A 24,794-nucleotide genomic window follows, 5' to 3' on the forward strand; every position below is an offset into this window, starting at 1 on the left:
GAGATTTCCCTGTGAGCGAACCGTGTCGCTCCGGGCGCACGGTTTCTATAACGTTATTAGATTACCTACTGAGTATGGCCAGCGATGACGCGGATTAAAAGCCCCGGGCGTTTGAAATGCCGGGGGCTTGCGCGTAATGGCATATACTCGCCACTTTACGCTGGCGCGATTCTCGTTGAGAATAATACCTGTTCATGAAGTTCTTTCACACACTGTCGCCAGGGGAGCCTCCAAGAGGCTGAGAGTGCGCTTGCGCTAACCCTGGAACCTGATCCGGATCATACCGGCGGAGGAAGCGCGACATGCCCTACCTGACATTAGCTGCGCTGGCCGCGGCACTCGGCATTTTTATCATACTTGGCCTGCGGGCTCGCTGGGCCGGTGGCACGGTCGATGATTACATTACGGCCCGCAATTCCCAGTCCGGGGCGACCCTCGGGTTATCGTTTCTTGCCTCCGGGATGGGCGCATGGATTCTGTTTGCGCCGCCGGAGATCGGCGCCTTCGTTGGTCCCGTGGCCCTTTCCGGTTATGCCATCGGTTCCGCGCTGCCGTTTATCGTACTCGGTCTTTACGGACCGGCCATTCGCCGCACGCTGCCCGAAGGCAGAAGCATCGCCGAGTTTGCCCAGGCGTGCTACGGCACCAGCGTGCGGCGCTGGGTGTCACTGGTGTCGGTGGCCTACATGTCCTGCTTTTTGGCTGCAGAGCTGACGGCCATTGGGGCGATAACCGCATTACTCTCCGATGTGCCGCCTGCTCTGGTTGTCCTTGGCGTCGCTTTGAGCACGCTTGCCTATACCGTGCTCGGCGGGCTGAGGGCGAGCCTTGCCACCGACCGCTGGCAGGCCTGGCTGTTGATCGCTCTGCTGCTGATCGTCAGCAGTGTTGCCTTCACCTATTTACCCACCCTGCCAGAGGCATCGTCGATGCCGAGCGCCCCGCTGGGCGACGCACTGAGTGTGGCGGTGACACTGGTCATTGCCGTCACGGCGGCGAACCTTTTCCATCAGGGTTACTGGCAGCGGGTGTGGGCCGCGCAGGATTCACGCAGCCTGGGCCAAGGTGCCTGGCTGGGGGGTGGGTTGACCGTCGCCGTAGTGATGATAATAGGCGGCCTGGGGATGCTTGCTGCGATGAGTGGCGTGGCGTTGGGTGAACCGCCAATCCCGTTTTTTGCTCTCCTGGGCAGCGCGCCGTCGTGGCTCGCCATGCTGGCCCTGGTGCTGGCGGTGACACTGGTGGCGTCCAGTGTCGATACGCTGCAGAACGCGATTGCCTCGCTGATCGTCTCCCAGCATGAGCAGCAGGGCAGGTCGCTGACCACGGCCCGCTGGTGGACCGTCGCGCTGATGGTGCCGGTGGTAATCATCGGCCTGCAGGGGCTTTCCGTATTGCGGCTATTCCTGATCGCGGACTTGCTGTGTGCCGCGATTGTGGTACCGGTATTGCTGGGGTTATGGAAACGGATGTCCACCGCGGCGGCGATCGGCGGCGGCATTGCGGGGCTATTAGGCGCCGTGTTACCCGGCTGGATAGCCAGCGGCAGCCTGGCAGCGGGGCTCATGGCGGCGACCTTCCCTGCAGGTATTCCCACCCTGGGGCCTTTCCTCGGTGCGCTATTGGCTTCTTCACTGGTGAGTGTCGGCTGGGCGAAAGTGGTCGGTCACCGGGCGTCTTGGGCAAAGCATGGCTGATCACGTTATGATGGTAGGTTATCGTCTACCATCATGGGCCACAGTCAATGAACTACCCTATTCTTCCCGACGAAGAAGCTCGGCTGGCGGCGCTTTACGAATTGGCGCTGCTGGATACGCCGGAAGAACCCGCATTCGATCGGGTGACCCGCCTGGTCACCCAATTACTGAATGTACCTACCTCGACCGTCACGCTGATTGACGCCAAGCGGCAGTGGATAAAATCTCGTGTGGGGACAGAGCTTCTCGAAACATCACGTAGCGTGGCCTTCTGCGCCCATACCATTGCGGAATCTGCGCCGCTGATTGTTGAAGATACCCGAAAAGATCCGCGTTTTGCCGATAATCCGTTGGTGACCGTGCCAGGCGGGGTGCGTTTTTACGCGGGTATTCCGCTGCGTACTTCAAAGGGGTTGGCGTTGGGGTCGCTGTGTGCTGTGGATACAAGACCGCGTCGCCTTAGCGCCGCCGAGCTCAATGCGCTGAAGGACCTTGGGTCGATCGTGACCGATGAAATTCACCTGCGCGAGCGCTTCCTGTTTGAAAAACAGCGTCGGGAAGCGTCACAGTCGTCCCTCGAAGCGCTGCATCTGGATCTCGAAAACCAGATTGAGCGGCGCACCCGGGAGCTGAACCTGGTGATCGAGTCGGCCTATGACGCCTACATCAGCATTGACGATAATGACATTGTGCTTGACTGGAATCGCGCCGCGACGACGATGTTTGGCTGGACGCGCAGGGAAGCGCTGGCGCGTCCCATCCAGCAGCTGATTTTCCCTGATGGCGTGCCGGAAGGCGACCAGCAGATGCCCGTGACCTACTACGCCGCGCGTCGTGATGGCAGCTCGTTGCCGGTGGAAGTACGCATCAAGTCGCTCGATATTGAGGGACGCAATCAGCGTAGCCTTTTTCTCCACGATGTTACCGAACGCATACAGCTTGAGCGCCTGCGCGACCTGGAAGCCCGTGAAGACGCACTTACCCAACTGCCCAACAGGCGGGCCCTGGATGAACGGTTGCCAGAGGCGATGGCGCGCACCCGGCGCCAGCAGACTGCGCTTGCCGTGCTGTTCATGGATCTTGATGGCTTCAAGGCCGTCAACGACCTGCATGGCCATGCGGCCGGTGACGAGCTGCTGCGTGAAATCGCCAAACGTCTAGGCGCCGCCGTGCGCGAAACCGACTATGTCGCCCGCTGGGCCGGAGATGAGTTTGTCGTACTGCTGGAAAACATTGCCCTCGATGCCGCCGAGCGGCTTGCCCGGCAGTTGGTTGATACCCTCGAGCAGCCGGTACAGTTGCAGGCGGCGAAGGTGCATATCAGCGCCAGCATTGGCGTGGCGCTGTATAAGCCAGACGTAAGCGAAACGGCGCTGGAATTGCTCAAGCGCGCCGATGTTGCCATGTATAACGCCAAACACGCCGGTAAAGCACAGGCCTGTATGGCAGACGCGCCCGAGTGAACATGCCTGCCAAAACGTCATCCGTTAACCTTCAAGGACGATCATGATTCGGACATTGCTAACGACTCCTGAGGGGGACGTACACGAAGGCGACGAACAGCTCATCGATCTGTGGCGACAAACGCCGGGCAGTCATATCTGGGTGGATATGCAGGGCGAAAGCCAGGCCGTCGAGCAGCGTTTTCTGGAAGACTTCGAATGCCATCCGATGGCGATTCAGGATGCTCAAAAAGAGCGTCATCCACCCAAAATCGAAGAGTTTGAGCACCATACGCTGATCATTTACCGCGGTATTTCCTCGTTCGATGCCCAGTTGAACTTCGTGCCCCAGCAGGTAAGCTTTTTTGTCGGCGAGCGCTTCCTGGTCACCCTGCACCCGGGTGAGGCGTTAAGCATCAAGCGTCTGTTCAACGAGCAGGGCAGTGCACTGCTGGCGCACTCCCCAGAGCACGTGGCATTGCGGGTGATGTACCTGTCGGCCGGGTATTACATCGACAGCCTGCTGGAATTCGAAGTCGCCCTCAGCGATCTGGAAGATGAACTGCTTGATAACGGCAATGATGTCTTGATGCGGCGTATAACCGCCTACCGCTCGCGGCTGGTGAAAATGCGTCGAATCTTCAGCTACCACAAGGGCATTACCCAGGAGCTGACTGCCTACGACTATGCCCACCTGCCGCGGGATAAAAACGACACCCTCCACGCGATTACCGATGTGGAAGAGCGCTTTGAACGGCTCTATACCCTCACGCAAATGTATTACGACATCTGCGGCGATCTGGTCGATGGCTACATTTCGATTTCATCGCATCAACTGAATATCACCATGCGCGTGCTGACGGTGATTACCGCTATCTTTGTGCCGCTTACCTTCATTGCCGGTGTCTACGGCATGAATTTCGAGTACATGCCCGAGCTTGGCTATCGCTACGGTTATTTCTTTGTCTGGGGAGTGATGCTGGGAATCGGCGGGATGCTGATCTGGCTATTCAAGCGCAAGCACTGGTTTTGACACCCTCGGTGGCCTGATGGAGAGGGCGCAAAAGTTTGTTATGGTCATTATCAGGCACAACAGCTTTATCTGTTAGTCAAGTCAAGAGGAGCCCAGCGAATGGCAGACGTTACTACTCGTTCAACGCCGCCGACCATGGCGGCCATGCTGCTAACCGGGCATGGCGGTATTGAGAAGCTCGAGTACCGTCAGGATGTGGCGACCCCCGAACCCCAAGCGGGCGAGGTGCTGGTGCAGGTGACGGCGACGGCGAAGAACAATACCGACCGTAAAGCCCGCGAGGGTCTCTACCCCACCAAGGACAAGGGCGACGTGACCTCCTTTGCCATGGGCGGCGAGCCCACGCTGACGTTCCCACGCATTCAGGGCGCGGATGTGGCGGGCCGTGTCGTGGCGGTGGGCGAGGGCGTTGATACCTCGCGGATCGGTGAGCGGGGGCTTCTGGATTTCAATCTGTATGCCGATGATCGCCGCGATATCAACCTGACCCCGGACTACTATGGCCACGGGGCAGATGGCGGCTTTGCCGAGTACATCGCTGTGCCGTCTGATCAGTTCCACCACGTGCCCAACCCGGAACTGCACGATGCCGAGCTTGCCGCCATGGGGATGTGCTCCTACCAGACGGCCTACCACATGATGACATCCGCCGGGATTGGCGGCGGAGAGCGCGTGCTGGTCACCGGTGCCAGCGGCGGGGTAGGCACGGCGCTGATTCAGCTTTGCCGGGTGGTCGGCGCGATTCCCTACGCCGTCAGCCAGCCCGACAAAGCCGATGCGTTGATCGCGTTGGGGGCCGAGGCCGTGATCGACCGCGGCGACTTGCCGACCTTTGTCGACCGCGTACTGGCCACCACTGGCGGTCAGCCCATCGACGCGGTGATGGACCTGGTCGGCGGGGAGATGACCAACCTGTTTATCGACACCATGATTGTCGATATGCAGCACCGCAAACGCTACCCGCGGCTTTCCATCGCCGGGGCCAGCGGTGGCAACCTCAGCGAGATCATGTGGACGCGTATCTATCTCTACCAGGTGCAGATCTTTGGGGTTTCCCACGGCACGCGGGAAGAGGCCGAACAGCTCATGGCGTGGATTCGTAGCGGCGAGTTGAAGCCCGTCTTGCATGCCGCCTTCAAGCTGTCCGAACTCCATGACGCCGAGCGCTATTTCGTCAATCGTGGCAGTAACTACCTAGGCAAGATCGTGATTGTCCCGGATAGCCAGTGGGAATCCCATGGCGCTCCGTTTGCCCTTAACGCTTCCTAACCGCAAAGAGTCCGGCGAATGAATACTCAACACACCATCCAGTTAATGGACACCCACGCGGGCGGTGATGTCAGCCGCATTGTCACGGGTGGTATTGATCACCTCCCGGGCAATAGCGTCCGCGAGCAGATGGAGTATCTGCGCGATGACGCCGATGGCCTGCGTCGGCTGTTGCTTGAAGAGCCCTACGGCATTCCCGAGATGTCCGTGGACCTGCTGGTGCCACCCTGCGACCCGGAAGCTGTCGCCGGATATATCATCATGGAAGTCATGGGCTATCCCATCTACTCGGGTTCCAATACCCTGTGTACCGCCACCGCGGTGCTGGAAAGCGGTATCGTTCCCAAGCAGGAAGGTCTTCAGCGCTTCAAGCTCGAAGCCCCTGCGGGGCTGGTGCAAGTGGAAGCCAGGGTTCATAACGGGGTCGTAGAGTCGGTCACCTGTGGCGGACTGCCGAGCTATATCGACACCTACCGTGAGACGATCGACGTGCCCGGCATTGGCCCCGTGACCTATTCGGTCGCTTACAGTGGCGGCTTTTATGCGCTGGTGGATGCCGCTGAATTAGGCTTCAAGCTGACCCTGGAAGAAGAGTCGGCGCTGGCGCTGTGCGCGCATAAAATCGTCGAAGCCATCAAGGCTGAGCGCGGTTTTTCCCATTACACCCTGGGTGATGTCGGGCCGCTGCCGTTCCTGCATTTCATGGGGCCTGAAGAGCAGGTCGCTGAAGGTTATGTACGTTCTCGCTCAACGACCTACGTACATCCTGGCGTTATTTGCCGCAGCACCACCGGCACGGGGACGTCCGCGCGGCTGGCGCTGATGCATTACGAAGGGCGGCTCAGGCAGGGCGACAAGCTGGAAACCGTGTCACTGCGCGACACCGGCTTTATCGGCACCTTCATCGATACCCACCAGGAAGGCGCTTATCAGGTGGTGGAAAACACCATTACCGGGCGCAGCTATGTGCTGGCCCACTCGGATATCGTGATCAACTGCGTTGATCCCTTGGTTAACTGCGGCGAGCTGCATCACATCCTGAGTGACCGCCATCACCCGCCCCGCGCTGAATTACTTTCAGAGACGACATAGCCTTCGGCCTCGATGCGTTCCCACACCGGGGCCTTGTCGGCCTCGGTCATCTGCCCCCAGCGAGCGATTTCATCCAGACGCCGCCCGCAACCTTCACAAAGTGATTGGGTCGGTTCTATGCGGCATATCTGACGACAGGGGGAGAGCGGACGGTCAGGGAGCGATGAAGTCACAGGTATCGTTTTACCTCTTGGATATAACAAAACGGCGGTTAAAACTGCCAGTGCCAAGGGTACCATGTCTTTGTGCATTCGCAGGGTGTGGTAGCGTGATGACTTCTTTTGTCTGCGATGAGGAAACACCATGCACTATTTGCTCGACGAGACGCCGCTGGAAGTGGGCACCCTGTATCGGCTGCTATCCGGCTCGGTTTGCCCACGCCCGATTGCCTGGGTAGCGACCCAGGACCGCCAGGGCAATGCCAACCTTGCCCCTTTTTCGTTCTTCAATGTGGTCAGCGTCGATCCGCCCGTGCTGGGATTTTCACCGTTACAGAATGGCCAGGGCCGCAGCAAGGATACCGTGCGCAACCTGGAAGAAAATCCCGAATGTGTGGTGCATGTGGGTAGCGAAGCGCTGGTAGAGGCGCTCAATACCACCAGCGCAAGCCTGCCTCCCGGCGAGGATGAGTTTACTCTGGCAGGGCTCGAAAAAGCCGCCATGCCCGGTGTATCAGTGCCCCGCATTGCCAAGGCCCCGATCGCGTTTGGCTGCCGCTTGCGCGACATCATTCGCTTTGGCGACCAGCCCATGTCAGGCAACCTGGTGCTTGCCAACGTGATTTCCCTGCATCTTGATGACGATGTCTGGGACGGTCGACACGTCAGCCTGGAAGTCCTCAACCCCGTGGGTCGACTGGCAGGCAGTGACTATGTTCGCACCACCGACCGTTTCGCGCTGCAGCGCCCCCGCTAACCTGGCAAAGATTGATTAGCTACAGCTTTAACAAACGTTTGTTTACATACTTCGCGACAATGTCTACTTAGAAATTAAGGATAATTGTCCTTTAGTCCTATATTCTGCGGCCGATAGAACTGTTGAGGGTGATCACGCAGTGGTTATGCGTGGTGACCTCTACATCGCTATAACACTGTTTTAAAAGTGTTCTTAAAAGTGTTCTTAAAAAAGTGCTGAGACAGCCGTGCTTGGCAATCAAGCGGGTACTCGGCAATAAAGCGGGCAAGCAGATAAAGGAGGGGGCAATGCGACGATTTTGGATAGCGTTACTGGCGAGTGTGGTGTCGATTTCGACAGCCCACGCGGAACTCAAGTTTGCCATTGTAGCACCTGACAGCGGGTCGGCCGCCTCGCTTGGGCAGGGCATGAAAAAAGGGATCGACACCTACTTCGCTGAAGTCAACGCGTCCGGAGGCGTCAATGGCGAAACGCTGACACTTGCCGCCTTTGACGATCGGTATGACCCGCTCACCGCTGCTCGCCATACCCGCGACGTGGTTCAGGACGAGGATGTCCTGGCAGCGATAGGCAATGTGGGGACCCCCACCGCGACCGTCACCATTCCGATTTACAACGAAGCCGAAACGCTGCTGTTTGGCGCTTTCACCGGCGCGGGGGTGCTACGCAAATCGCCACCCGACCGTTACATCATCAACTACCGCGCAAGCTATGTGCAGGAAACCGCCGCCATGGTGGATGGCCTGATAGAGGCGGGCATCGAGCCGCAAGAGATCGCCTTTTTTACCCAAAACGACAGTTTTGGCGACGCGGGCTATAACGGCGCGAAGCAAGCGCTCGAGGCGCAGGGCTTTACCGGCACCGATAACCTGGCCCACGGCCGCTTTTCTCGCGGTACCCGCAATGTCCACCAGGGGCTGGCCACCATACTGCAAGCCGCTGAAACGCCCAAGGCGGTGATTATCGTGGGTACCTATGGTCCCGCCGCCGACTTTATTCGCGAAGCGCGCCAGGATATGCCCGACGCCGTATTCCTCAATGTGTCCTTCGTGGGCAGTCAGGCGCTGTTGAACGAGCTGGGTGACCAGGCAGACGGCGTGATCGTGACGCAGGTTGTGCCGCCACTGGATTCCGATCTGCCGGTGGTCGACGAATATCGCCAGGCGCTCGATGAGTATGCCGATGGCAGTGAGCCCGACTTTGTTTCCCTGGAAGGTTATCTGGCGGCAAAACTGTTCGTGGAAGGGGTTAAGGCGGCAGGTGATTCGCCGGATCGAGAAGCCATTGTTGACGGCCTGCTTGGTCTTGGCGAGATCGATATCGGCCTGGAGGAGCCGCTGCATCTGGGGCCTGACGATCACCAGGCCAGTGACAGTGTCTGGCCGACGATTATTGCCGATGGCCAATTTGAGTTAGTCGAGTGGTCAACGCTGCTGCGCTAACGCTCATACCCGCCGCTGTTACGTCATTTACCCTGATACGAGCGAAGCTAGTCTAATGAAAAAAACACTCAGTTTACGTGCCATGTTGATAGGCCTGTTTCTGGCCGCCGTTGTCGGTGCCGTCGTGCTGGCCGTCACTGGCTGGGCAACCAATCAGCGCCTGATCGACTCGCAGCGTTACATCACCAATGATGTGATGCCCTTGCAGAATGCCAGCCGTGAAATGGTCTCGACGATGGGCGCTTTTGGCCAGCGTCATGCCGATCTGCTGGTGGCTGAAAGCGAGGCTGACCTGGCAGACATTACGCCACGCGAAACGCTTGATGAGCGTTTCAGCCAGGCGCGTAATGACCTGGCCGCCGACGATGCCGAAACTCAGTCAAGCCAGTTGGCCGCTCTTGATGAGCACTATCAGACCCTGCTTGAAAGCGATGCCTCGCTGCAAAACGTCCGCCAGGAAGAGTTGGCCCTGCAAGCACAGATGAATGAAAAGCTAGCCGAGATGCAGGCGCTGATCGGTGAGGTCATGAACAGTGCCGGCGATATCGCCGGGCGAACCGCGCTGGTTCAGGTGCGCGAACAGCGTGCGCTTGAAGACCGCCTGAATGCCTGGCGCGAAGACGGAATGACCACATTGCCTACCGGCCTGCTGGATAACCTGTTCAGCAATGAAGCGGATGTTACCCGGCTAAGCAGTGAAGTGCGTATCGCCGTGGCGATGCTCGCTGATTTGGGGCGACGCTTGATGCAGGTCGAAAGTGAAGATGAGCTGGTTAATCTGCGTTACAACCAGATTGGCCAGCAAATTGGCCTGGCCCGCCAATCACTGGCAGGTATCACCCGTTCGCCAAGCACCGACACCGAGCAGATGGCACTGGTGAACGGGCTGGATGACATTATTGTCGAGCTGGAAAGCTTGATGATCGGCGGCGAAAACTCGGTTTATGCCTTACGCCAGCAGCAGTTGGACCGCCAGGCACAAGTCCAGAACGAGCTGAATAACGTCAGCCAGGCAATGGCGCAAATGGGCGACGCCTTGACCGACGTGGAAGCCTACGCTGTCGAGCAGGCTGACACGGCCGCTGAACAGGCCGAAACGCTGGCCAATGCAGGGCGCACGCTATTGATTATCGTGACCCTGGTGGTGATCGCGCTGTTGGCAATCTTCGGCTGGCGTACCATGGTCCGCGTGCTGGGCCCGCTGACGACCATGCGCCGTCAGATGGAAAATATCAGCGGAGCCGCCGGTGAAAACGCCGACCTTTCCATGCGCCTGGATCTGCAGCGTAATGACGAAGTCGGGCAAACGGCCCAGGCCTTCAACCGCATGATGGATACCTTCGAAGGCATGGTGGCGCAAATACGCCAAAGCGCCGAGGCGATTGCCGCGAGCAGCCGTCAGATTGCCACCGGCAATGAAAACCTTTCCCAGCGTACCGATCAACAGGCGGCTTCGCTGGCGGAAACTGCCTCCAGCCTTGAGCAGATTACCGCGACGGTCAAGCAGACCGCCGATTATGCGGATCATGCCAAAGGCGCGAGCACCAGCGTTGACCAGCGCGCCCGTTCTGCGGGCGACGTTGCTCAACGCACGACCGAGGCGATGGGCAACATTCGCGAATCCAGCGAAAAAATCACCAGCATTATCAAGGCCATTGACGATATTGCCTTCCAGACCAACCTGCTGGCGCTGAATGCCTCGGTGGAAGCGGCGAGAGCGGGCGAACAAGGTCGCGGTTTTGCCGTAGTGGCCCAGGAAGTCCGCAAGCTGGCGGGGCGAAGTGCTGAAGAAGCGGCACAAATTCGCCATCTGGTCGACGACAGCGTGGCCAAGGTCAGCGAAGGCGAGCATTTGGTCAACGCCTCCAGTACCCACCTGCAGGAAATCGTCGAGAGCCTGGGTGAAGTCACGCGCTACGTGACGGAGATCGCGCAGGCGACCCATGAGCAGTCTTCCGGCATCGAGCAGATCAACCAGGCGATTGCCCAGTTGGATCAGGTGACCCACCAGAATGCCCGCCTGGTTCAGGAAGCCTCCACCGAAAGCCAGACCCTCGACGAGCGAGCCGGCGACATGAACCTGCTGGTAAGCCGATTCCGGGTTGGTGACGACGCCGGTCAGCGGCATTTATCGCTACCGGAGCAAAAAGCCGCCCCCCGTCTTAGCTAGAAAGCCTGTGTACCCGCCGCATCACGCAAGGTGATGTGGCGGGTGTAGTAACGGCCTACTACCCGTCTTTTATCTACGCTTGCTACGCTCAGTACACACGCGACTCCGCGTGGTAATGCTATCTTGAGCAATGCGGTTGTTGATCGCTGATTGATAACCTCGTTGCTGATAACAAGGAGACTTGAGATGAGCAGCAAGCGCATTTTAATGATTACCGGCGACTTCACCGAAGATTACGAAACCATGGTGCCGTTCCAGGCGCTGATGGCGGTGGGCCACCAGGTAGACGCGATATGCCCCGACAAAAAGGCGGGGGATAGTGTGGCGACGGCGATCCATGATTTCGAAGGCGACCAGACCTATACCGAAAAACCCGGCCACCGGTTCGCGCTCAACGCGACCTTCGCCGATATCGATCCGGCGGATTACGATGCGCTGGTGGTACCCGGTGGTCGCGCGCCGGAGTATCTTCGCCTGAACAAGCAAGTGCTCACCATGGTGCAGCACTTTTTCGAGGCCGATAAACCGGTAGCCGCGATCTGTCACGGGGCGCAGCTGCTAGCGGCTGCCAAGGTGCTGGACGGCAGGCAGTGCTCCGCTTATCCGGCCTGCCAGCCTGAGGTAGAGCTTGCCGGGGGACGCTTCGCCAACCTGGAGGTGACCGATGCAGTGACCGATGGCAATCTGGTGACCGCGCCCGCTTGGCCTGCACACCCCGCCTGGCTTGCCCAGTTCATGGCGGTACTGGATCGCTGACATCATCGCCGCTAAACGATTACGCCCAGGTTATCTGGGCGTAGTCCTCCATGGCGGCTATGCTGGACATATGAATCACGGTGAAGAGACGTTGCGATGTGCAAACTGTTTATCGATGCAGACCCGACGCTTTGGCAAAGCGCTAGCCACTCGCTGCGCATTGACGGCATGGTGACCAGCGTACGGCTGGAAAATTATTTCTGGCAGATACTCGGTGAAATCGCCCGGCGTGACGGTATGAACACGGCGCAAATGATCACGCGGCTGTATCACGAATCCATCGCCGCCGGGCATGATGCGGGCAACTTCACATCATTCTTGCGCGTATGTGCGCTGCGCTACCAGGCCTTACAGCTAAGCGGTGATATACCGCAAGACCTGGAGGTGTCGATTGCGTCGCTGGATACCGAGCCGTTGGTTCGTCGCGACACTATTCCACAGGCAAAGCAGGTCCACTGACGTTCTATTCAAGTCGCTCACGCAGGCGATCAAGGAAGGTTTCAATGCGTAATGCGTTGGTGCCGACATCGCTTGCGCCCAGCCGCGACGCCGAGCGCATATCCACCCGTACGCCATTTTCCTGCTCTGTCAGGCGAATCACCACGTCATCCTTGAAGCCAAACCAGGGGGTGGTGGCCGTTGCCTCAATGGTATTGTCAGTCACCTTCTCGATTTGCCAGCCAGCGGCTTCCACCTCCGCCTGAGCCGCGCCAAGAACGCTCGGCGCCGGTGCCGATACCACCAGAGGCGCCACCTCAGGGTAAGCTTCCTGTTGTTGGCGGGCGGTTTCTTCACCGGGATAATCAGCGGCGTTGGGCGCGGCTTCTCTGGCATCGCGCAAGGCATCAAAGGCCGGTGGGTTCTGCGTGTCGGTGGTAATATCATGAATCACCGGTGCCTGCTGAGCACGCTGCCAATGCTGCCACGGCAAATAAAGCAGCGCGACGGTGCCTGAAAAGACGACAATCGCCACGACACCCGCGCCAAAGCGACGGGTTATCGCACCGACGATCAGCAGTAGTAGGCTCAGCGCCCCGGCAGCGGCGGCCAGGTACACGCCATAACGCAGCAGGCTGAAGGCATCGCCGAGTGCGATGAGCTCCCAGCGGTAAGCGGGGCCTGCAAGGCCCATCAGTATGGCGGCCCCGAGCAGAGCAAGCACGCTCAGCCATGCCAATCGGGTGGGCCATTTGCCCCCTTTCGGGTGCTGAGCGCTTGATGGTGTTGCCATGCCTTTCTCCCTGCGTTCAAAGCGTTAACATGTTCAAGATATCTACAGCATAACCAGCTATTGATCGGTATGCCTGTTTTCCCGACAAGAGAGCCTCTGACCACGATGACCCAACGCGATACCCCCTCCGCCATAGCAAAACAGGTGCGCGCATTGCTGGCAAACGCGCCTCGCGATGCATTGCCCATGACCTATCAGCAGGTGGCAAATGCGCTAGGGCTTATGCCACCCCGCACGATCCAGCGCGTTGCTCAGGCGCTCGAGCAGCTCATGGAAGAGGATGTGGCTGCCGGTCGGCCAATGGTCGCGGCATTAGTCATCAGCCGCCAAGGTGCGGGGCTTCCCGCCGCGGGCTTTTTTGAACAGGCGGTGGCCCTGGGGCGTTTCCCTGCTGATGCCCGCCAACATGAAGCACTCTATATCGCTGAGCGTGACAAGGCGCTTGAATCGCGACACGCTTGAATCTCGAAAGGGGCCGTTGCGCAACCACGCTATACTTTGCGCAGTGGGTCGAGCAGGCCGCTCAGGCCGTTATGGTCGATCTCATGCATTAAGTGCAGCAGTTGACCGATTTCGCCCGCAGGGAAACCCTCCCGGGCAAACCAGTTCAGGTAGGGCCCGGGCAAGTCGGCAATCAGCCAGCCTTCATACTTGCCGAAGGGCATTTTACGCGTCACCAGTTTTTCCAGGTCTTCCGGGTTCATCTGTTGATTCCTTTGCACGCTCGATTGAAGCACCTTTTAGCGTTTCAAAACGCTATTATCAACGCGTAATGGATTTTATTTTTGCGCGGCGCGCTCTAGGATAAGGCAACCCGGCCTGGATGGCGCAAGGCGTTAGCCAACCCAAAAGTGCCATAAACACAATTCATGTTTCAGGAGATAACCATGAGCCTTTCCCCGTTCCATCTGGCAATTCCCGTCTACGATCTGAATGCCGCGCGTGCGTTTTATAACGACGTCTTTGGCTTGTCCGAGGGCCGCTCAAGCGATCATTGGGTCGACTTCAACTTCTTCGGTCACCAGTTGGTGATCCATGAACACCCCAAAACGCCAGGCCAGGAAGAAGTCCACACCAATCCGGTCGATGGTCACAATGTACCGGTACCGCATTTTGGTGTGGTGCTTGGCTGGGACGAGTGGGAGGCGCTGGCAGAACGCCTCAAGGCCCGTGACACCGACTTCGTGATCGAGCCTTACGTACGTTTCAAGGGCGAAGTGGGCGAGCAGGCCACCATGTTCCTGCTCGACCCGTGTGGCAACGCGCTGGAGTTCAAAGCCTTCAAGGACATGAGCCAGTTATTCGCCAAATAGCCCTTTTTTCGAGATAACACAGTCTCAAGAGCGCATGCTCAAGAGCGCATGGCCTGTTCCTGGCGACGATGCTGCAACGGCGCGTCGCCAAAATAGCGCTTATAGTCGCGGCTGAATTGCGGCACGCTGCGGTAGCCCACCGCCTGTGCCGCTTGGCTGACGTTATGGTCGTCCTGCAGCAATAGCTGCTGGGCCTTGATCAACCGCAGTTGCTTGATGTATTGGGTCGGCGATGCGCGGGTGATTTGTTTGAAGTGCTGATGAAAGGTCGAAGGGCTCATATTTGCCTGCCGGGCTAGCTGATCAACGCTGTAATCGTTGGCAAAATCGCGATGCAGCAACGACAGCACCTGAACGATGCGAGCGTAATGGCCGTGCCCGCGCACCAAGGCCTTTAGCGCTGGCCCCTGTTCGCCTTTCAATGCCTCAAAGACCACATCGCGTATCCGAGCCGTGCCCATTGTGCTGAGTTCTGCAGGCTCATGAAGGGCTCTCACCAGACGGGATACGGCCGCTTGCATGCCTGGCGTCATGGCCACCGATGCCATGGGCAGCGTGGCTTGGTTGTGGTTGGGTGCATCGCCCATGGTGGTGACCATCTCGCTGAGCAGGGCGGGCTCCAGTTGGATAGAGACGCCAAGCAAGGGTGCTTCAGGCGAGCCGTAGGTTTCACATTCAAACGGCAAGGGCAGGGTCTGCACCAGGTACTGGCCCGGGTTGTAATGAATTTCCCTATCGCCCAGATAGCCGATCTTTCGCCCCTGGGCGATGATAATCAGGCTAGGCTGATAAAGCAGAGGCGTGCGCGGTTGGTGGCGGTCAAGGCTGAGGAGCGATACGCCGCTCAATGGGGTAGGCGTCATGCCTTGTTGACCCACCAATGGGGTGATGGCTTCGGCCAGCTCGCTGATGACCGGCGCCTCGTCGACGCCAGGGCTGGCTATGTCGTTTTGCATAGCGGCCTCATGATAATATTTCCATTAATGGACATAATTGTGACAGGTTTTTAGGTATATTTTGTTATTTTATAGCAATTATATGGAGGATCGTGCAAAAGTTTCGTAGCTTCATTCATCGCTAAAAGTGTCCATGGGGTCAATACTGGGTATCAGTCCCTAGCTATCAGGGAATCACCTCAACAAGGAGCCTTATTTGATGAGTGAAGCAAAAGCCTACGCCGCCTTTTCTGCTGAAAAACCGCTAGCCCCGTTTACCTTTGACCGCCGCGAGCCCCGCCAGGACGATGTCGCCATCGATATCATGTATTGCGGCGTTTGCCACAGTGACCTGCACTTCGCTAAAAACGATTGGGGGATGACCCAGTATCCGATTGTCCCCGGGCATGAAATCGTCGGCCGCGTTACATCTGTTGGCGACAAGGTAAGCCGCTTCAAAGAAGGCGATATTGTCGGCGTTGGTTGCATGGTGGATTCCTGCCGTACCTGCTCGGCCTGCCAGGATGGCGTGGAACAGTACTGCCTGAACGGCTTTACCATGACTTATGGCAGCGAAGACCGCCAGGATGGCACCATGACCCAGGGGGGTTACTCCAACAAGATCGTGGTCAGCGATCACTTTGTGATGAAAATGCCCGATGGCATTGACCTGGCGTCTGCTGCGCCGATCTTGTGCGCCGGTATTACTACCTACTCGCCGCTCAAGCACCACGGTGTGGGTGAAGGTCACAAGATTGGCATCATTGGCATGGGTGGCTTGGGCCATATGGGCGTCAAACTGGCCAAAGCGCTGGGTGCCGAAGTCACGGTATTTACCCGCTCGGATGCCAAGGTGGAAGAAGCCAAGCGTAACGGTGCCGACCACGTTGTGGTATCCAGCGACCAGGCGCAGATGGACGCCGTAGCAGAAACCTTCGACTTCATGCTCGATACCGTGCCGGTTCAGCACGACATCAACCCTTACCTGGCGTCTCTCAAGTATGACGGTACGCACATTATTGTGGGTCTGCTGGAGCCGATTGAACCGGCCATTGAAGGGTTCAACCTGGTCTTCAAGCGCCGTGTGGTCGCCGGGTCGCTGATTGGCGGTATTGCAGAAACCGAGGAAGTGCTGCAACTGTGTGCCGACCAGGGGATTACCTGCGATGTTGAAATGCTGGATATCAACAACATCAATGAAGGTTTTGAGCGTATGGAGAAAGGCGATGTTCGCTACCGTTTCGTGATCGACATGGCAACTATCTAACGTTTTAAAGTCAATCCCTAACGTTTTAAAGCCAATCCAGCGCTAGCTTAGGTGACTGCCCGATGACGAGCCGACCGCTCGTCATCGGGCTTTTTATTAGACCAAAGTCTATATTTCTCTGGTGCGACTTCATTTTCTGTGTTCCCTGCCGATAGGCGTTGATACCTATTTTTAAAAAAGCCAAGGGATCAACAGGATGAAGCACCTCTCGATTAAATGGAGCCTGACCGCCGCGCTGGTTATCTTACTGCTGATGATCGGGCTGATTGGCGGGCTGGGCTTCTACTCGAACACCACCAGCGAAAACGCGCTGCACGAACTGGCCATCAACAACGGAGAGCTGACCAACGCCGCCAACCGCACCCAGGTCAACGCACTGCGTGCCCAGACTTTTCTTGATCGCTATGCCAGTTTCAGCATGCAAGGGAACCCGGAAAAAGGTCAGGAGAGCCAGGCGATGGCCCAGGCCGCCGTTGAGGCCGCCGACGAGCGTTTTGAGCAGTTCCGACAGGTCGAGCTTGCCGAGGATGATCCCCGCACCGAATACGTTAACGACATGGTGGCGACCTACGATGCGTTCGTGACCGAGGGTATTAAACCTCTGCTGGAGGCGGCACCGTTCCAGGTTCAACGCCGTCAGGAAGAGTTAAGCGAGCTGGGTATGGCCTTTGACGAGGCCATGCAGGCGTTCACCAATTATGCCAATCAGCGCAGCGATGCCATGCTGGTCGAGGTCTCTTCGCTGAACCGTATCGTTGGCATCATTGCCATTGTCCTGTTGGTCACGGCCGTACTGGCGACGTTAGTCATGCGCATGGTGATTGTACGTGGGCTGGTCACGCCGCTGCGTGAAGCCGTGGGGCACTTCGAACGTATTGCCAGCGGCGATTTGACTGTCGACATCGAAGACCGGGGGCGTAACGAGGTAGGTCAGCTCTATAAAGGGTTGGCTTATATGCAGACCAAACTTAAATCCCTGGTGGTCTCGCTGCGCGAAAGCAGCGATAGCGTGTTCAGCGGTACCGGCGATATTTCCGCAGGGAGCCAGGACCTTTCCGCGCGCACGGAGCAGCAGGCCGCCGCGCTTCAGCAAACGGCCTCCAGCATGGAGCAAATGGCCACCACCGTGAGCCGTAATACCGAAACCGCGCAAGAGGCGGATCAGCTGTCGGTGTCGGCTTCGCAGTCAGCGGAAAGTGGTGGCAAGGAAGTGGCCCATACGGTGCAGTTGATGCGCGATATTGCCACCAGTGCAGAGCGCGTCAATGACATCATTGGCGTGATCGACTCGATTGCTTTTCAAACCAATATTCTGGCGTTGAACGCCTCGGTGGAAGCGGCGCGTGCTGGCGAGCAGGGGCGCGGGTTTGCTGTGGTTGCCAGCGAAGTGCGCCAGTTGGCAAGCCGCAGTGCCGAATCGGCCAAAGAGATCCGCCAATTGATCGAGGCCACCACCGGCCAGATTCATCAGGGCGCGCAACAGGCCGAGAGAAGTGGTGAAACGATCAACGACACCGTGGATTCCATTCGCCAAGTCACCACGCTGGTCAGCGAAATCTCCACCGCCACGCGGGAACAGAACAACGGCATCGAACAGATAAACGCCGCCTTGACGGAAATGGACTCGGTGACCCAGCAAAATGCCGCGCTGGTGCAGCAAACCAATGTGGCCGCTGCCTCGCTGGAAGGTCAGGCAAAACAGCTTGCCGCGCTGATGGCCACCTTCCGCCTGGAAGAAGGCGATGTTGCACAGCCCGGCACTGATACTCACAAGCCTGACACCTCGCCCTCACAGCCCAACGCCACACTGGCGGCGCCGGGTGCAGAACGTCCGCGCAGCAAGCAGCAACCGGCTACCGCGCAGCAGGATAACGATGAGTGGGATGAGTTCTAGCAAGGTGTAAGGCGTGGCCTCGCCTCAAGCGAGGCGGGGCCGCGCGGGTCAGACGCTAGCCGATACCCTTAAACGTACGTAATCGGCGGTCCAGTTGCCCTGCGCATCGCGCAGGCTGTGGGCCAATAGCAGTTGGGTGTTGTCGATCACTGATTCACGCAAATCATCCTCCAGGCCATGAAAGAAAGGGCTGGCGAAGGTATTCAGCCAGCCGGTCATGCCGGTGGGGAGCCGCGTTGGACGGGGGATAAGCTCAATCGACTCGACCTTGAACCCGGCGGTTTCCAGCAGGTGGCGATAATCTTCCGCCGTGGGGAAATACCAAGGGTAGCGGCCGCGGGCGCTGATACCGCGAAACTGCAGCGCGCCAATCAACGCGGTGCAAATAGCGGCGACATTGCCATGCCCGCCAAATTCGGCGACAAAACGCCCGCCCGGTTTCAGGGCACGTTTGATACTGGCCAGTACCGCTTGAGGGTCGAGCATCCAGTGCAGCGCCGCGTTGCTGAACACCGCGTCGAATTCCTGATCGAACGGCATCTGGTAGGCATCCATGATGCGTGCATTGAGCCCGCGCTCCTGGGCGGCGCTGACCATCTCTTGCGAGGCATCGATCCCCACCACCTCAGCCCCGCTCTGGGCGATGCGTTCGGTTAACACACCATCGCCGCAACCCAGATCCAAAATCCGCTCACCCTGCTTGGGGGCAAGCAACGCAAGCACCTCGCTGCCCATGTCAGGGACGAAGTGGGCATGCTGGGCATATCCTTCGGGATTCCAGGATTGCCGAATCGACTGGCGTGATGTATCGGTCATAAATGCATCCAAGCGTGGTGTTCCGTTAAAACCATTGGCTAATTATAGCGTGACATCAGGTTTGGTGCGTTGTTCTCAAGGCGTTTTACTGCAACTCAAGGGTTGGTTTTTGTATCTGAAGCGACCTGATGCGAGCAGGTCGATCCGTTAGCAAATCGCTGTCCAATCTTCGGGGTTGCCGCTAGGCTAGTAGCCCGTTGTTTTGTTGGATCTTTGGATTGTTTGCAGAGGACGCAAGGTTATGAGCCAGGAAGTACATCACGCAGAAGATGATTTCGAAGGTGGCCTGGATGCGGAAGCGGCCGGTGAGCAAGAGACCGACGGCAACATCGAGCGCGCCAAGCGAAACCCCAAAAACGCCGAGCAACAAGAGGCCAAAGAGTTGCCTTCCCAGGCCGCCGCCGTTCACCAGCGCCTGCGCATGGATGGGCAAAAGGAGCTGGCGCGCGGTTCGATGGCACTGCTGCTTTCAGCGGTGGCCGCAGGCATATCGATGAGCTTTTCCATGGTGGCGCGGGGTGTCATGCACGCCAGACTGCCGGATAGTGATGTGGGGTTTCTGATCGAGTGCCTGGGTTACACCATTGGCTTTATTGCCGTGATTCTCGCCCGCCAGCAATTGTTCACTGAAAATACCGTGACGGCCGTGTTGCCTGTGATGAGCAACCCGACCCGGAAAAACTTCGCTTTCCTGGGGCGCCTTTGGAGTGTGGTGCTTTTGGGTAATTTATTGGGCGCTGCGCTTTCTGCTGCCACGTTTCTATATATGCCGATGTTTGACGCGGCCACCCATGAGTCATTTATCGCGATAGGCGAGCACATGATGGAAAACTCGCCCTTCGAAATGTTCGCCAAAGCCATTCTCGCGGGCTGGATGATCGCCACTCTGGTGTGGCTGATTCCCGCCGCCGGGCAAGCCAAGGTATGGGTCATCATTATCATTACTTACGTCATGGCGATTGGCGAATTCACCCATATCGTGGTGGGCGCGAGTGAAGGGTTTTACCTACTGATGATCGGTAATATCAGCTGGAGCGAGCTGCTGTTCCAGTTTGGCCTGCCTACGCTGGTGGGTAACGTGATCGGGGGTACCTTTATTTTTGCGTTGATCAGCCACGCACAGATCCGCGGCGACAAGGATCTTTCTTCGCGGACCTAACCTGTCTTTTCCCGGCGGAGCAGGCCGACATCTATCGATGCTCTGGCGGGCCCGCGGGCATGCTCGGGTGAATTGGCTATACTCGATTGTGAAGACCCCGCATAACAACAACGTGGCTCAGGAGGTTCTGATGACCCTAAAGCGTGCCTACTGCCTGCTGGCAGCCTTTTATAGCCTGTTACTGGTAATCGGCATTATTGCCGTGCTGATGGGGGGCGGTACGCTGCTCGCGGCGGTGTATCTGGTCGTCGGTTTTTTTGCCGTGCTGGGGCTATGGGGGATAAGCCTTCAGCGCAGCATGATGAATCCGCGCATGTGGCGACCGTTGGCGGTTGCCCTGGCCGTCGGTGCGGTCGTGCAATTCGTGGTGATGCTGCAAATGTCGGTGTCAGGCGTCACCCTGACATGGGTACTGACCAGCAGCATCTTTGCCATTCTGTTGGCGATTATGCTCTATCACTACGGTAACCGTGATCAGCCCCTGTGGGCCACGGAAGACGAGAGAAGTGATGCCAACCGATTGAGGGTCATGCTCCAGCAGCAAACAGCGCTCACCGCGGTTCACCGCGAAGGTGAGCGTGAAAACCATGCCAATGTGTTCAAGGTAGGTAACGAGTACGAGGCCAATATCACTCGCCACTCGCCGGAGGGACAGGAAGCTTTCAGCGAACGCTTCCGCCATCCCGAGTCCTTGGTGTTCTTCCTGGAAAAGTTTGCCAGTATCACAATCAACGACTTTCAGCGGCCTGCGACGCCCGGCTAATTCGGGCGTCTTCTACAGACGGCTTGCGGGTACTTATTCCACCAGTTCCAGCAGGCGGTCAGGGTAGTTGGTGAACAGGCCGTTGACGCCCATATCCATCAGACGCTCCATTTCCTCGGTTTCGTTGATGGTATAGACGTGTACCGGCAAGCCGTTTTCCTGGGCTTGCTGGATAAAGTCGGCGTCAATGACTTCCCGGCCGTCATAAATGTAGTTCGTGCCGATGCCCACGGCATAATCGGCGACTGCCTGGAAGTCTTCATCGGTAATCTCGGCGGGCCCCGGCGTCACGCCTGTCCACTCCACCAGTTTCGAATCCTCTTCTTCGCTCGGGTAATACCACACCAGCTGGATCAGCGGCACGTCATCGTTTAATGCCTGCACTTTCAACAGGCTGTCCTGCTCGAAGGACTGCACCAGGACGCGGCCGCTCTCGATCATGTCGTGTTCTTCCAGCTTTTCCACCAGAGCTTCTTCCAGGCCCGGGTTCAACTGGGGCGACTTGGTCTCGATATAGTAGCGGGCATCGTGACCAAAGTGCTCGAACAGCTCATCCAGGGTGAGCATCTCTGCCCCTGCAAAGTCATCGCTGGCGCTATCGGGGTTTGCCTCGTTGAACCAGGTACCGGTGTCCAGCGCTTTCAATTCTTCCAGGGTGTAGTCGTTGATCGCACCTTCGCCGTCGCTGGTGCGCTCAATGGTGTCATCATGAAACACCACCACTTCACCGTCGGATGAAAGCTGGGCGTCCAGCTCCAGGTAATCGACGTTCCAGTCATGGGCCATCTCAAAGGCTTCCATGGTGCTCTCCGGCGCATGGCCGCTGGCGCCCCGGTGGGCGATGACCTGGAATTCTTCCAGATCTTTTAGCTGCTGCTCCAACGGCGAGGTATCCGCCAATACGGCGGTCGTGGCAGCACCCGCGAAAAGACCTAGCGATACGGCAGACACTAGCGGAAGACGTTGCATAATTGTTTCCCTTTATTGAATGTGCGTTTAATAACACTACCCGCTTTCGAGGGTTATTCCAAATGAGTGACGTTGTGATGCCTATGCAGAATAGAAAAGTCGCTGATCTCACTGTATTAAACAGAAGCTGCTAGTCTGTGAGACTGACAAGTTATCTCATCTTCCGAGTAAATTGATGACCAAACCATCAGGCATATTAACCAGCGTTATCCCTTTTATAGTCGCGCTGCTGGTAGGCGTGGTGTTGGGTAGCGTGGTGCAAACCCAGTTCAATCTTGCCGCGCTTCAGGCGCTGGGCGTCGATATTCCCCCAGGGACGCGTATTGCCACGACCCTGCACGACCTGGCCAGCTTTGCGCCGCTGTATGCGGTGCTGTTTTCGGTGGGCTTCGTCGTGTCGCAAAGTGTGGCGGTGGCACTGTCATGCTGGCTGGGCGGCCGTTTTTCAGTGTGGTTATGCACAGGTGGTGCGGTCGTGGGTTTGTGGGCGACACTTTGGCTGGTCAATACGCTGGCCCCACCGCCAACCTTGATTGCGGCCACACGAGGAATTGCCGGGCAGGTAGCCATGCTGGCGACCGCGGGAGTAGCCGGGGTTGTCTTCGCGGGGCTGCGTCGTCATGCCCAAGACGCCAAACGTCCGCGCGGTTTTTCCGGTTTCGCGGTGTTTCTCGCTGTCGGTAGCCTGGCTGTACTGCCTGCCATAAGCCAACCGGCCCAGGCCGACCTGCCGTATCATATTGAAACGCTTGCCGACGATTTGGCGCACCCCTGGTCGCTCGCTTTTCTACCTGACGGGCGCATGCTGGTCACTGAGCGCCCTGGGCGACTTCGGCTATTGAGTAATGATGGCGAAACGCTGGTGCAATCGCTGGCTGGCGTGCCAGAGGTATTTGCCGCCGGGCAGGCAGGGCTGTTTGATGTGGCGCTTTCACCGCAGTTTGAAGACGACCGGCAGGTGTATCTCAGCTACGCCTGTGGTACTGCGCAGGCCAACCACACCTGTCTGGCCCGGGCTAAACTGGCAGACAATAGTCTGGAAAACGTCAGCGAGATATTTCGCGCCCAACCCGCCAAGCAGGGCGCTGCCCACTTCGGCGGGCGCATCGCCTGGCTGCCGGATGGCTCCCTGATACTGACCCTGGGCGATGGCTTTGATTACCGCGAGGAGGCACAGAACCTGGGCAATCACATCGGCAGCATTGTGCGGCTAAATCCGGATGGCAGCGTGCCCCAGGACAACCCCTTTGTGTACTACGGTGAGGCTCGCCCGGAAATCTACAGTCTTGGTCACCGCAACGTACAAGGGCTGGTATTCGATGACCAGCATCAGCGGCTGATCGCCCACGAACACGGCCCGCGAGGCGGTGACGAGATCAACATCATTGAAGCAGGGGCTAACTACGGCTGGCCGATCGCCACGGGTGGGCTGGATTACACCGGCGCACGGGTAACGCCGTTCGAAGACTACCCAGGTACCGAACCGCCGACGCTTGAATGGACGCCCTCGATTGCGCCTTCCGGCATGGCGCTCTACAGCGGTGAGCTGTTTCACGAATGGCAGGGCGACTTATTGGTCGGCGCGCTGGTCAATAAAGAAGTGCGCCGCGTGCGGTTATCCGATGACGCTTCAAGTGCCAAAGACGTAGAAGGGCTGTTCGGCGAGCTGGGGGAGCGCATCCGCGACGTTCGTCAGGGGCCGGAAGGGGCGATCTACCTGCTCACCGACAGCCCGGAAGGCAGGCTGCTGCGGGTGATGCCAACCCATTTATCTCCGCCAGACAATTGACGAATCTTTTATCGCCCCTGGGTTGAATGTCGTCTTTTTTGCCAGCACCTAGTCTATACAGGCAATTCACAAGGAGACGTTATGACGGCGTTAGTGATTGGCGCGAACGGACAGATTGGCAAACAGTTCTGCGAGCTGGCCCAAAAAGCGGGCACGCCCATCAAGGCGATGATTCGCAGCGAAGAGCAGGTGCCGTGGTTCAATGACAGAGGTATCGATACCGTCATTGCCGACCTGGAAGACGACTTTGAGCACGCCTTTGAAGGCTGTGACCAAGTGGTCTTCACTGCCGGTTCAGGGCCGCACACCGGGCCGGACAAGACCCTGTTGATCGATCTTTACGGGGCCATTCGTGCCGCCGATATCGCCAAGCACAAAGGTCTCTCCCGCTACCTGATGATCAGCGCAATACGTGCCGAAGACCCCATGCAAGCGCCTGAGAAGCTGCGCCCCTACATGGCCGCAAAATTCGCCGCCGATGCCCATCTGCGCAACAGCGGCGTCCCCTACGTGATCCTCAAACCTGGACGTTTGACGGATGACGCCGCCAGCCAGCAGTTCGCAAGCTCAATCGACGAGGCCGGAAACAATCAAATCTCCCGCGCCAATGTCGCCCATGCATTGCACTACGCGCTGCAAAGCAGTGTTAGCAACAAGGAGTTCGCGTTGCTGGACGGCAAGCGGTCGATTGACGAGATTATTCGGTAAATGATGAGGTGTTCGCCAACGCGGCTGTGAGTGAAGTTTCAACAGTCCCCAGTCAATATGTGTTTGCACGTCATATTTCACATGCTTCAAGTAAGTAGGAATATTATGATGTATCAAAAGGTGGCTGTTGCCAC

At 58.0% G+C, this 24,794-nt stretch carries 24 protein-coding genes and 1 riboswitch; of the genes, 18 read left to right on the top strand and 6 right to left on the bottom strand.

The window, feature by feature from the left end:
- Positions 1-210: 210 nt before the first annotated feature.
- Positions 211-313, top strand: a riboswitch (TPP riboswitch).
- The 5 genes from ADS46_RS15660 to ADS46_RS15680 all read left to right on the top strand — a co-directional run bounded on the left by ADS46_RS15660 (position 303) and on the right by ADS46_RS15680 (position 6,533).
- Positions 303-1,697 (top strand): sodium:solute symporter family transporter, encoded by a 1,395-nt coding sequence (locus ADS46_RS15660; RefSeq protein WP_066321585.1) that lies wholly within the window; start codon positions 303-305, stop codon positions 1,695-1,697. (Overlaps the previous riboswitch by 11 nt.)
- 47 nt (positions 1,698-1,744) lie before the next feature.
- Complete coding sequence (locus ADS46_RS15665) at positions 1,745-3,160, top strand: diguanylate cyclase domain-containing protein (RefSeq protein WP_066321587.1); 1,416 nt, start codon at positions 1,745-1,747, stop codon at positions 3,158-3,160.
- Positions 3,161-3,203: 43 nt separating this feature from the next.
- Entirely contained in the window at positions 3,204-4,172 is a 969-nt protein-coding gene (locus ADS46_RS15670; RefSeq protein ID WP_066321589.1) for a magnesium transporter CorA family protein, read from the top strand.
- 99 nt (positions 4,173-4,271) lie between these two features.
- Complete coding sequence (locus ADS46_RS15675) at positions 4,272-5,441, top strand: alcohol dehydrogenase catalytic domain-containing protein (RefSeq protein ID WP_066321590.1); 1,170 nt, start codon at positions 4,272-4,274, stop codon at positions 5,439-5,441.
- Between the two features lie 18 nt (positions 5,442-5,459).
- Positions 5,460-6,533 carry a proline racemase family protein gene (locus ADS46_RS15680; protein WP_066321591.1) on the top strand — a complete coding sequence of 358 codons (1,074 nt, stop codon included), beginning with the start codon at positions 5,460-5,462 and terminating at the stop codon, positions 6,531-6,533.
- On the opposite strand, the gene ADS46_RS18630 is transcribed toward ADS46_RS15680, so the two are convergent.
- Positions 6,494-6,706: a DUF1289 domain-containing protein gene (locus tag ADS46_RS18630; protein ID WP_234346855.1), complete on the bottom strand. Its 213-nt coding sequence runs from the start codon at positions 6,704-6,706 to the stop codon at positions 6,494-6,496. The genes ADS46_RS15680 and ADS46_RS18630 overlap by 40 nt on opposite strands.
- 130 nt (positions 6,707-6,836) lie before the next feature.
- Between ADS46_RS18630 and ADS46_RS15685 the strand changes: the two genes are divergently transcribed.
- The 5 genes from ADS46_RS15685 to ADS46_RS15705 all read left to right on the top strand — a co-directional run bounded on the left by ADS46_RS15685 (position 6,837) and on the right by ADS46_RS15705 (position 12,275).
- Positions 6,837-7,448: a flavin reductase family protein gene (locus ADS46_RS15685; protein WP_066321592.1), complete on the top strand. Its 612-nt coding sequence runs from the start codon at positions 6,837-6,839 to the stop codon at positions 7,446-7,448.
- A 287-nt stretch (positions 7,449-7,735) separates the two neighbouring features.
- Positions 7,736-8,890, top strand: a complete 1,155-nt coding sequence (locus tag ADS46_RS15690; RefSeq protein WP_066321594.1) for an ABC transporter substrate-binding protein — start codon at positions 7,736-7,738, stop codon at positions 8,888-8,890.
- A 55-nt stretch (positions 8,891-8,945) separates the two neighbouring features.
- The gene (locus ADS46_RS15695) at positions 8,946-11,060 is read left to right on the top strand and encodes a methyl-accepting chemotaxis protein (RefSeq protein WP_066321597.1); all 2,115 of its coding nucleotides are present in this window, start codon (positions 8,946-8,948) and stop codon (positions 11,058-11,060) included.
- A 186-nt stretch (positions 11,061-11,246) separates the two neighbouring features.
- Positions 11,247-11,816 carry a DJ-1/PfpI family protein gene (locus ADS46_RS15700; RefSeq protein WP_066321598.1) on the top strand — a complete coding sequence of 190 codons (570 nt, stop codon included), beginning with the start codon at positions 11,247-11,249 and terminating at the stop codon, positions 11,814-11,816.
- Between the two features lie 96 nt (positions 11,817-11,912).
- On the top strand, positions 11,913-12,275 hold the full coding sequence (locus tag ADS46_RS15705; protein ID WP_066321600.1) for a ribbon-helix-helix domain-containing protein: 363 nt from the start codon (positions 11,913-11,915) through the stop codon (positions 12,273-12,275).
- 4 nt (positions 12,276-12,279) lie between these two features.
- Here the strand turns inward: ADS46_RS15705 and ADS46_RS15710 are convergent, their stop codons facing one another.
- Positions 12,280-13,047, bottom strand: coding sequence for a DUF1499 domain-containing protein (locus ADS46_RS15710; protein ID WP_066321601.1), 768 nt, complete (start codon positions 13,045-13,047; stop codon positions 12,280-12,282).
- A gap of 105 nt (positions 13,048-13,152) precedes the next feature.
- On the opposite strand from ADS46_RS15710, the gene ADS46_RS15715 reads away from it, so the two are divergent.
- Positions 13,153-13,509: a hypothetical protein gene (locus ADS46_RS15715; protein WP_066321603.1), complete on the top strand. Its 357-nt coding sequence runs from the start codon at positions 13,153-13,155 to the stop codon at positions 13,507-13,509.
- A gap of 29 nt (positions 13,510-13,538) precedes the next feature.
- Here the strand turns inward: ADS46_RS15715 and ADS46_RS15720 are convergent, their stop codons facing one another.
- Positions 13,539-13,751: a DUF3820 family protein gene (locus tag ADS46_RS15720; protein ID WP_066321604.1), complete on the bottom strand. Its 213-nt coding sequence runs from the start codon at positions 13,749-13,751 to the stop codon at positions 13,539-13,541.
- 183 nt (positions 13,752-13,934) lie between these two features.
- On the opposite strand from ADS46_RS15720, the gene ADS46_RS15725 reads away from it, so the two are divergent.
- Positions 13,935-14,360, top strand: coding sequence for a VOC family protein (locus ADS46_RS15725; protein WP_066321605.1), 426 nt, complete (start codon positions 13,935-13,937; stop codon positions 14,358-14,360).
- Between the two features lie 38 nt (positions 14,361-14,398).
- Here ADS46_RS15725 and ADS46_RS15730 read toward each other — a convergent pair whose 3' ends face one another.
- On the bottom strand, positions 14,399-15,316 hold the full coding sequence (locus tag ADS46_RS15730; RefSeq protein WP_066321606.1) for an AraC family transcriptional regulator: 918 nt from the start codon (positions 15,314-15,316) through the stop codon (positions 14,399-14,401).
- A gap of 199 nt (positions 15,317-15,515) precedes the next feature.
- Between ADS46_RS15730 and ADS46_RS15735 the strand changes: the two genes are divergently transcribed.
- Both ADS46_RS15735 and ADS46_RS15740 read left to right on the top strand, forming a co-directional pair.
- Complete coding sequence (locus tag ADS46_RS15735) at positions 15,516-16,562, top strand: NAD(P)-dependent alcohol dehydrogenase (protein WP_066321607.1); 1,047 nt, start codon at positions 15,516-15,518, stop codon at positions 16,560-16,562.
- 196 nt (positions 16,563-16,758) lie between these two features.
- Positions 16,759-18,456: a methyl-accepting chemotaxis protein gene (locus tag ADS46_RS15740; RefSeq protein WP_066321608.1), complete on the top strand. Its 1,698-nt coding sequence runs from the start codon at positions 16,759-16,761 to the stop codon at positions 18,454-18,456.
- Positions 18,457-18,504: 48 nt separating this feature from the next.
- On the opposite strand, the gene ADS46_RS15745 is transcribed toward ADS46_RS15740, so the two are convergent.
- Positions 18,505-19,272: a class I SAM-dependent methyltransferase gene (locus ADS46_RS15745; protein ID WP_066321610.1), complete on the bottom strand. Its 768-nt coding sequence runs from the start codon at positions 19,270-19,272 to the stop codon at positions 18,505-18,507.
- Positions 19,273-19,513: 241 nt separating this feature from the next.
- Here ADS46_RS15745 and ADS46_RS15750 point away from each other — a divergent pair, with 241 nt between their 5' ends.
- Both ADS46_RS15750 and ADS46_RS15755 read left to right on the top strand, forming a co-directional pair.
- A complete protein-coding gene (locus ADS46_RS15750; protein WP_082926115.1) occupies positions 19,514-20,431 on the top strand; it encodes a formate/nitrite transporter family protein in 918 nt (305 codons plus the stop codon).
- Between the two features lie 130 nt (positions 20,432-20,561).
- Entirely contained in the window at positions 20,562-21,194 is a 633-nt protein-coding gene (locus ADS46_RS15755; protein WP_066321611.1) for a hypothetical protein, read from the top strand.
- A gap of 33 nt (positions 21,195-21,227) precedes the next feature.
- On the opposite strand, the gene ADS46_RS15760 is transcribed toward ADS46_RS15755, so the two are convergent.
- Complete coding sequence (locus ADS46_RS15760) at positions 21,228-22,163, bottom strand: glycerophosphodiester phosphodiesterase family protein (protein ID WP_066321613.1); 936 nt, start codon at positions 22,161-22,163, stop codon at positions 21,228-21,230.
- Positions 22,164-22,338: 175 nt separating this feature from the next.
- Between ADS46_RS15760 and ADS46_RS15765 the strand changes: the two genes are divergently transcribed.
- Both ADS46_RS15765 and ADS46_RS15770 read left to right on the top strand, forming a co-directional pair.
- On the top strand, positions 22,339-23,952 hold the full coding sequence (locus ADS46_RS15765; RefSeq protein ID WP_082926116.1) for a PQQ-dependent sugar dehydrogenase: 1,614 nt from the start codon (positions 22,339-22,341) through the stop codon (positions 23,950-23,952).
- A gap of 81 nt (positions 23,953-24,033) precedes the next feature.
- Positions 24,034-24,660, top strand: a complete 627-nt coding sequence (locus ADS46_RS15770) for an SDR family oxidoreductase (RefSeq protein ID WP_066321615.1) — start codon at positions 24,034-24,036, stop codon at positions 24,658-24,660.
- Positions 24,661-24,794 lie beyond the last annotated feature (134 nt).

It is taken from the genome of Halomonas sp. G11 (genome assembly GCF_001663515.1).
Taxonomy (GTDB): Bacteria; Pseudomonadota; Gammaproteobacteria; order Pseudomonadales; family Halomonadaceae; genus Vreelandella.

Coding starts and splice junctions, on each gene's coding strand:
- ADS46_RS15705 (WP_066321600.1), top strand. CDS start 11,913: ATGTGCAAACTGTTTATCGATGCAGACCCGACGCTTTGGCAAAGCGCT.
- ADS46_RS15680 (WP_066321591.1), top strand. CDS start 5,460: ATGAATACTCAACACACCATCCAGTTAATGGACACCCACGCGGGCGGT.
- ADS46_RS15720 (WP_066321604.1), bottom strand. CDS start 13,751: ATGAACCCGGAAGACCTGGAAAAACTGGTGACGCGTAAAATGCCCTTC.
- ADS46_RS15730 (WP_066321606.1), bottom strand. CDS start 15,316: ATGCAAAACGACATAGCCAGCCCTGGCGTCGACGAGGCGCCGGTCATC.
- ADS46_RS15670 (WP_066321589.1), top strand. CDS start 3,204: ATGATTCGGACATTGCTAACGACTCCTGAGGGGGACGTACACGAAGGC.
- ADS46_RS15675 (WP_066321590.1), top strand. CDS start 4,272: ATGGCAGACGTTACTACTCGTTCAACGCCGCCGACCATGGCGGCCATG.
- ADS46_RS15755 (WP_066321611.1), top strand. CDS start 20,562: ATGACCCTAAAGCGTGCCTACTGCCTGCTGGCAGCCTTTTATAGCCTG.
- ADS46_RS15715 (WP_066321603.1), top strand. CDS start 13,153: ATGACCCAACGCGATACCCCCTCCGCCATAGCAAAACAGGTGCGCGCA.
- ADS46_RS15765 (WP_082926116.1), top strand. CDS start 22,339: ATGACCAAACCATCAGGCATATTAACCAGCGTTATCCCTTTTATAGTC.
- ADS46_RS15660 (WP_066321585.1), top strand. CDS start 303: ATGCCCTACCTGACATTAGCTGCGCTGGCCGCGGCACTCGGCATTTTT.
- ADS46_RS15665 (WP_066321587.1), top strand. CDS start 1,745: ATGAACTACCCTATTCTTCCCGACGAAGAAGCTCGGCTGGCGGCGCTT.
- ADS46_RS15745 (WP_066321610.1), bottom strand. CDS start 19,272: ATGACCGATACATCACGCCAGTCGATTCGGCAATCCTGGAATCCCGAA.
- ADS46_RS15740 (WP_066321608.1), top strand. CDS start 16,759: ATGAAGCACCTCTCGATTAAATGGAGCCTGACCGCCGCGCTGGTTATC.
- ADS46_RS15760 (WP_066321613.1), bottom strand. CDS start 22,163: ATGCAACGTCTTCCGCTAGTGTCTGCCGTATCGCTAGGTCTTTTCGCG.
- ADS46_RS15685 (WP_066321592.1), top strand. CDS start 6,837: ATGCACTATTTGCTCGACGAGACGCCGCTGGAAGTGGGCACCCTGTAT.
- ADS46_RS15690 (WP_066321594.1), top strand. CDS start 7,736: ATGCGACGATTTTGGATAGCGTTACTGGCGAGTGTGGTGTCGATTTCG.
- ADS46_RS15710 (WP_066321601.1), bottom strand. CDS start 13,047: ATGGCAACACCATCAAGCGCTCAGCACCCGAAAGGGGGCAAATGGCCC.
- ADS46_RS15770 (WP_066321615.1), top strand. CDS start 24,034: ATGACGGCGTTAGTGATTGGCGCGAACGGACAGATTGGCAAACAGTTC.
- ADS46_RS15725 (WP_066321605.1), top strand. CDS start 13,935: ATGAGCCTTTCCCCGTTCCATCTGGCAATTCCCGTCTACGATCTGAAT.
- ADS46_RS15695 (WP_066321597.1), top strand. CDS start 8,946: ATGAAAAAAACACTCAGTTTACGTGCCATGTTGATAGGCCTGTTTCTG.
- ADS46_RS15700 (WP_066321598.1), top strand. CDS start 11,247: ATGAGCAGCAAGCGCATTTTAATGATTACCGGCGACTTCACCGAAGAT.
- ADS46_RS15750 (WP_082926115.1), top strand. CDS start 19,514: ATGAGCCAGGAAGTACATCACGCAGAAGATGATTTCGAAGGTGGCCTG.
- ADS46_RS15735 (WP_066321607.1), top strand. CDS start 15,516: ATGAGTGAAGCAAAAGCCTACGCCGCCTTTTCTGCTGAAAAACCGCTA.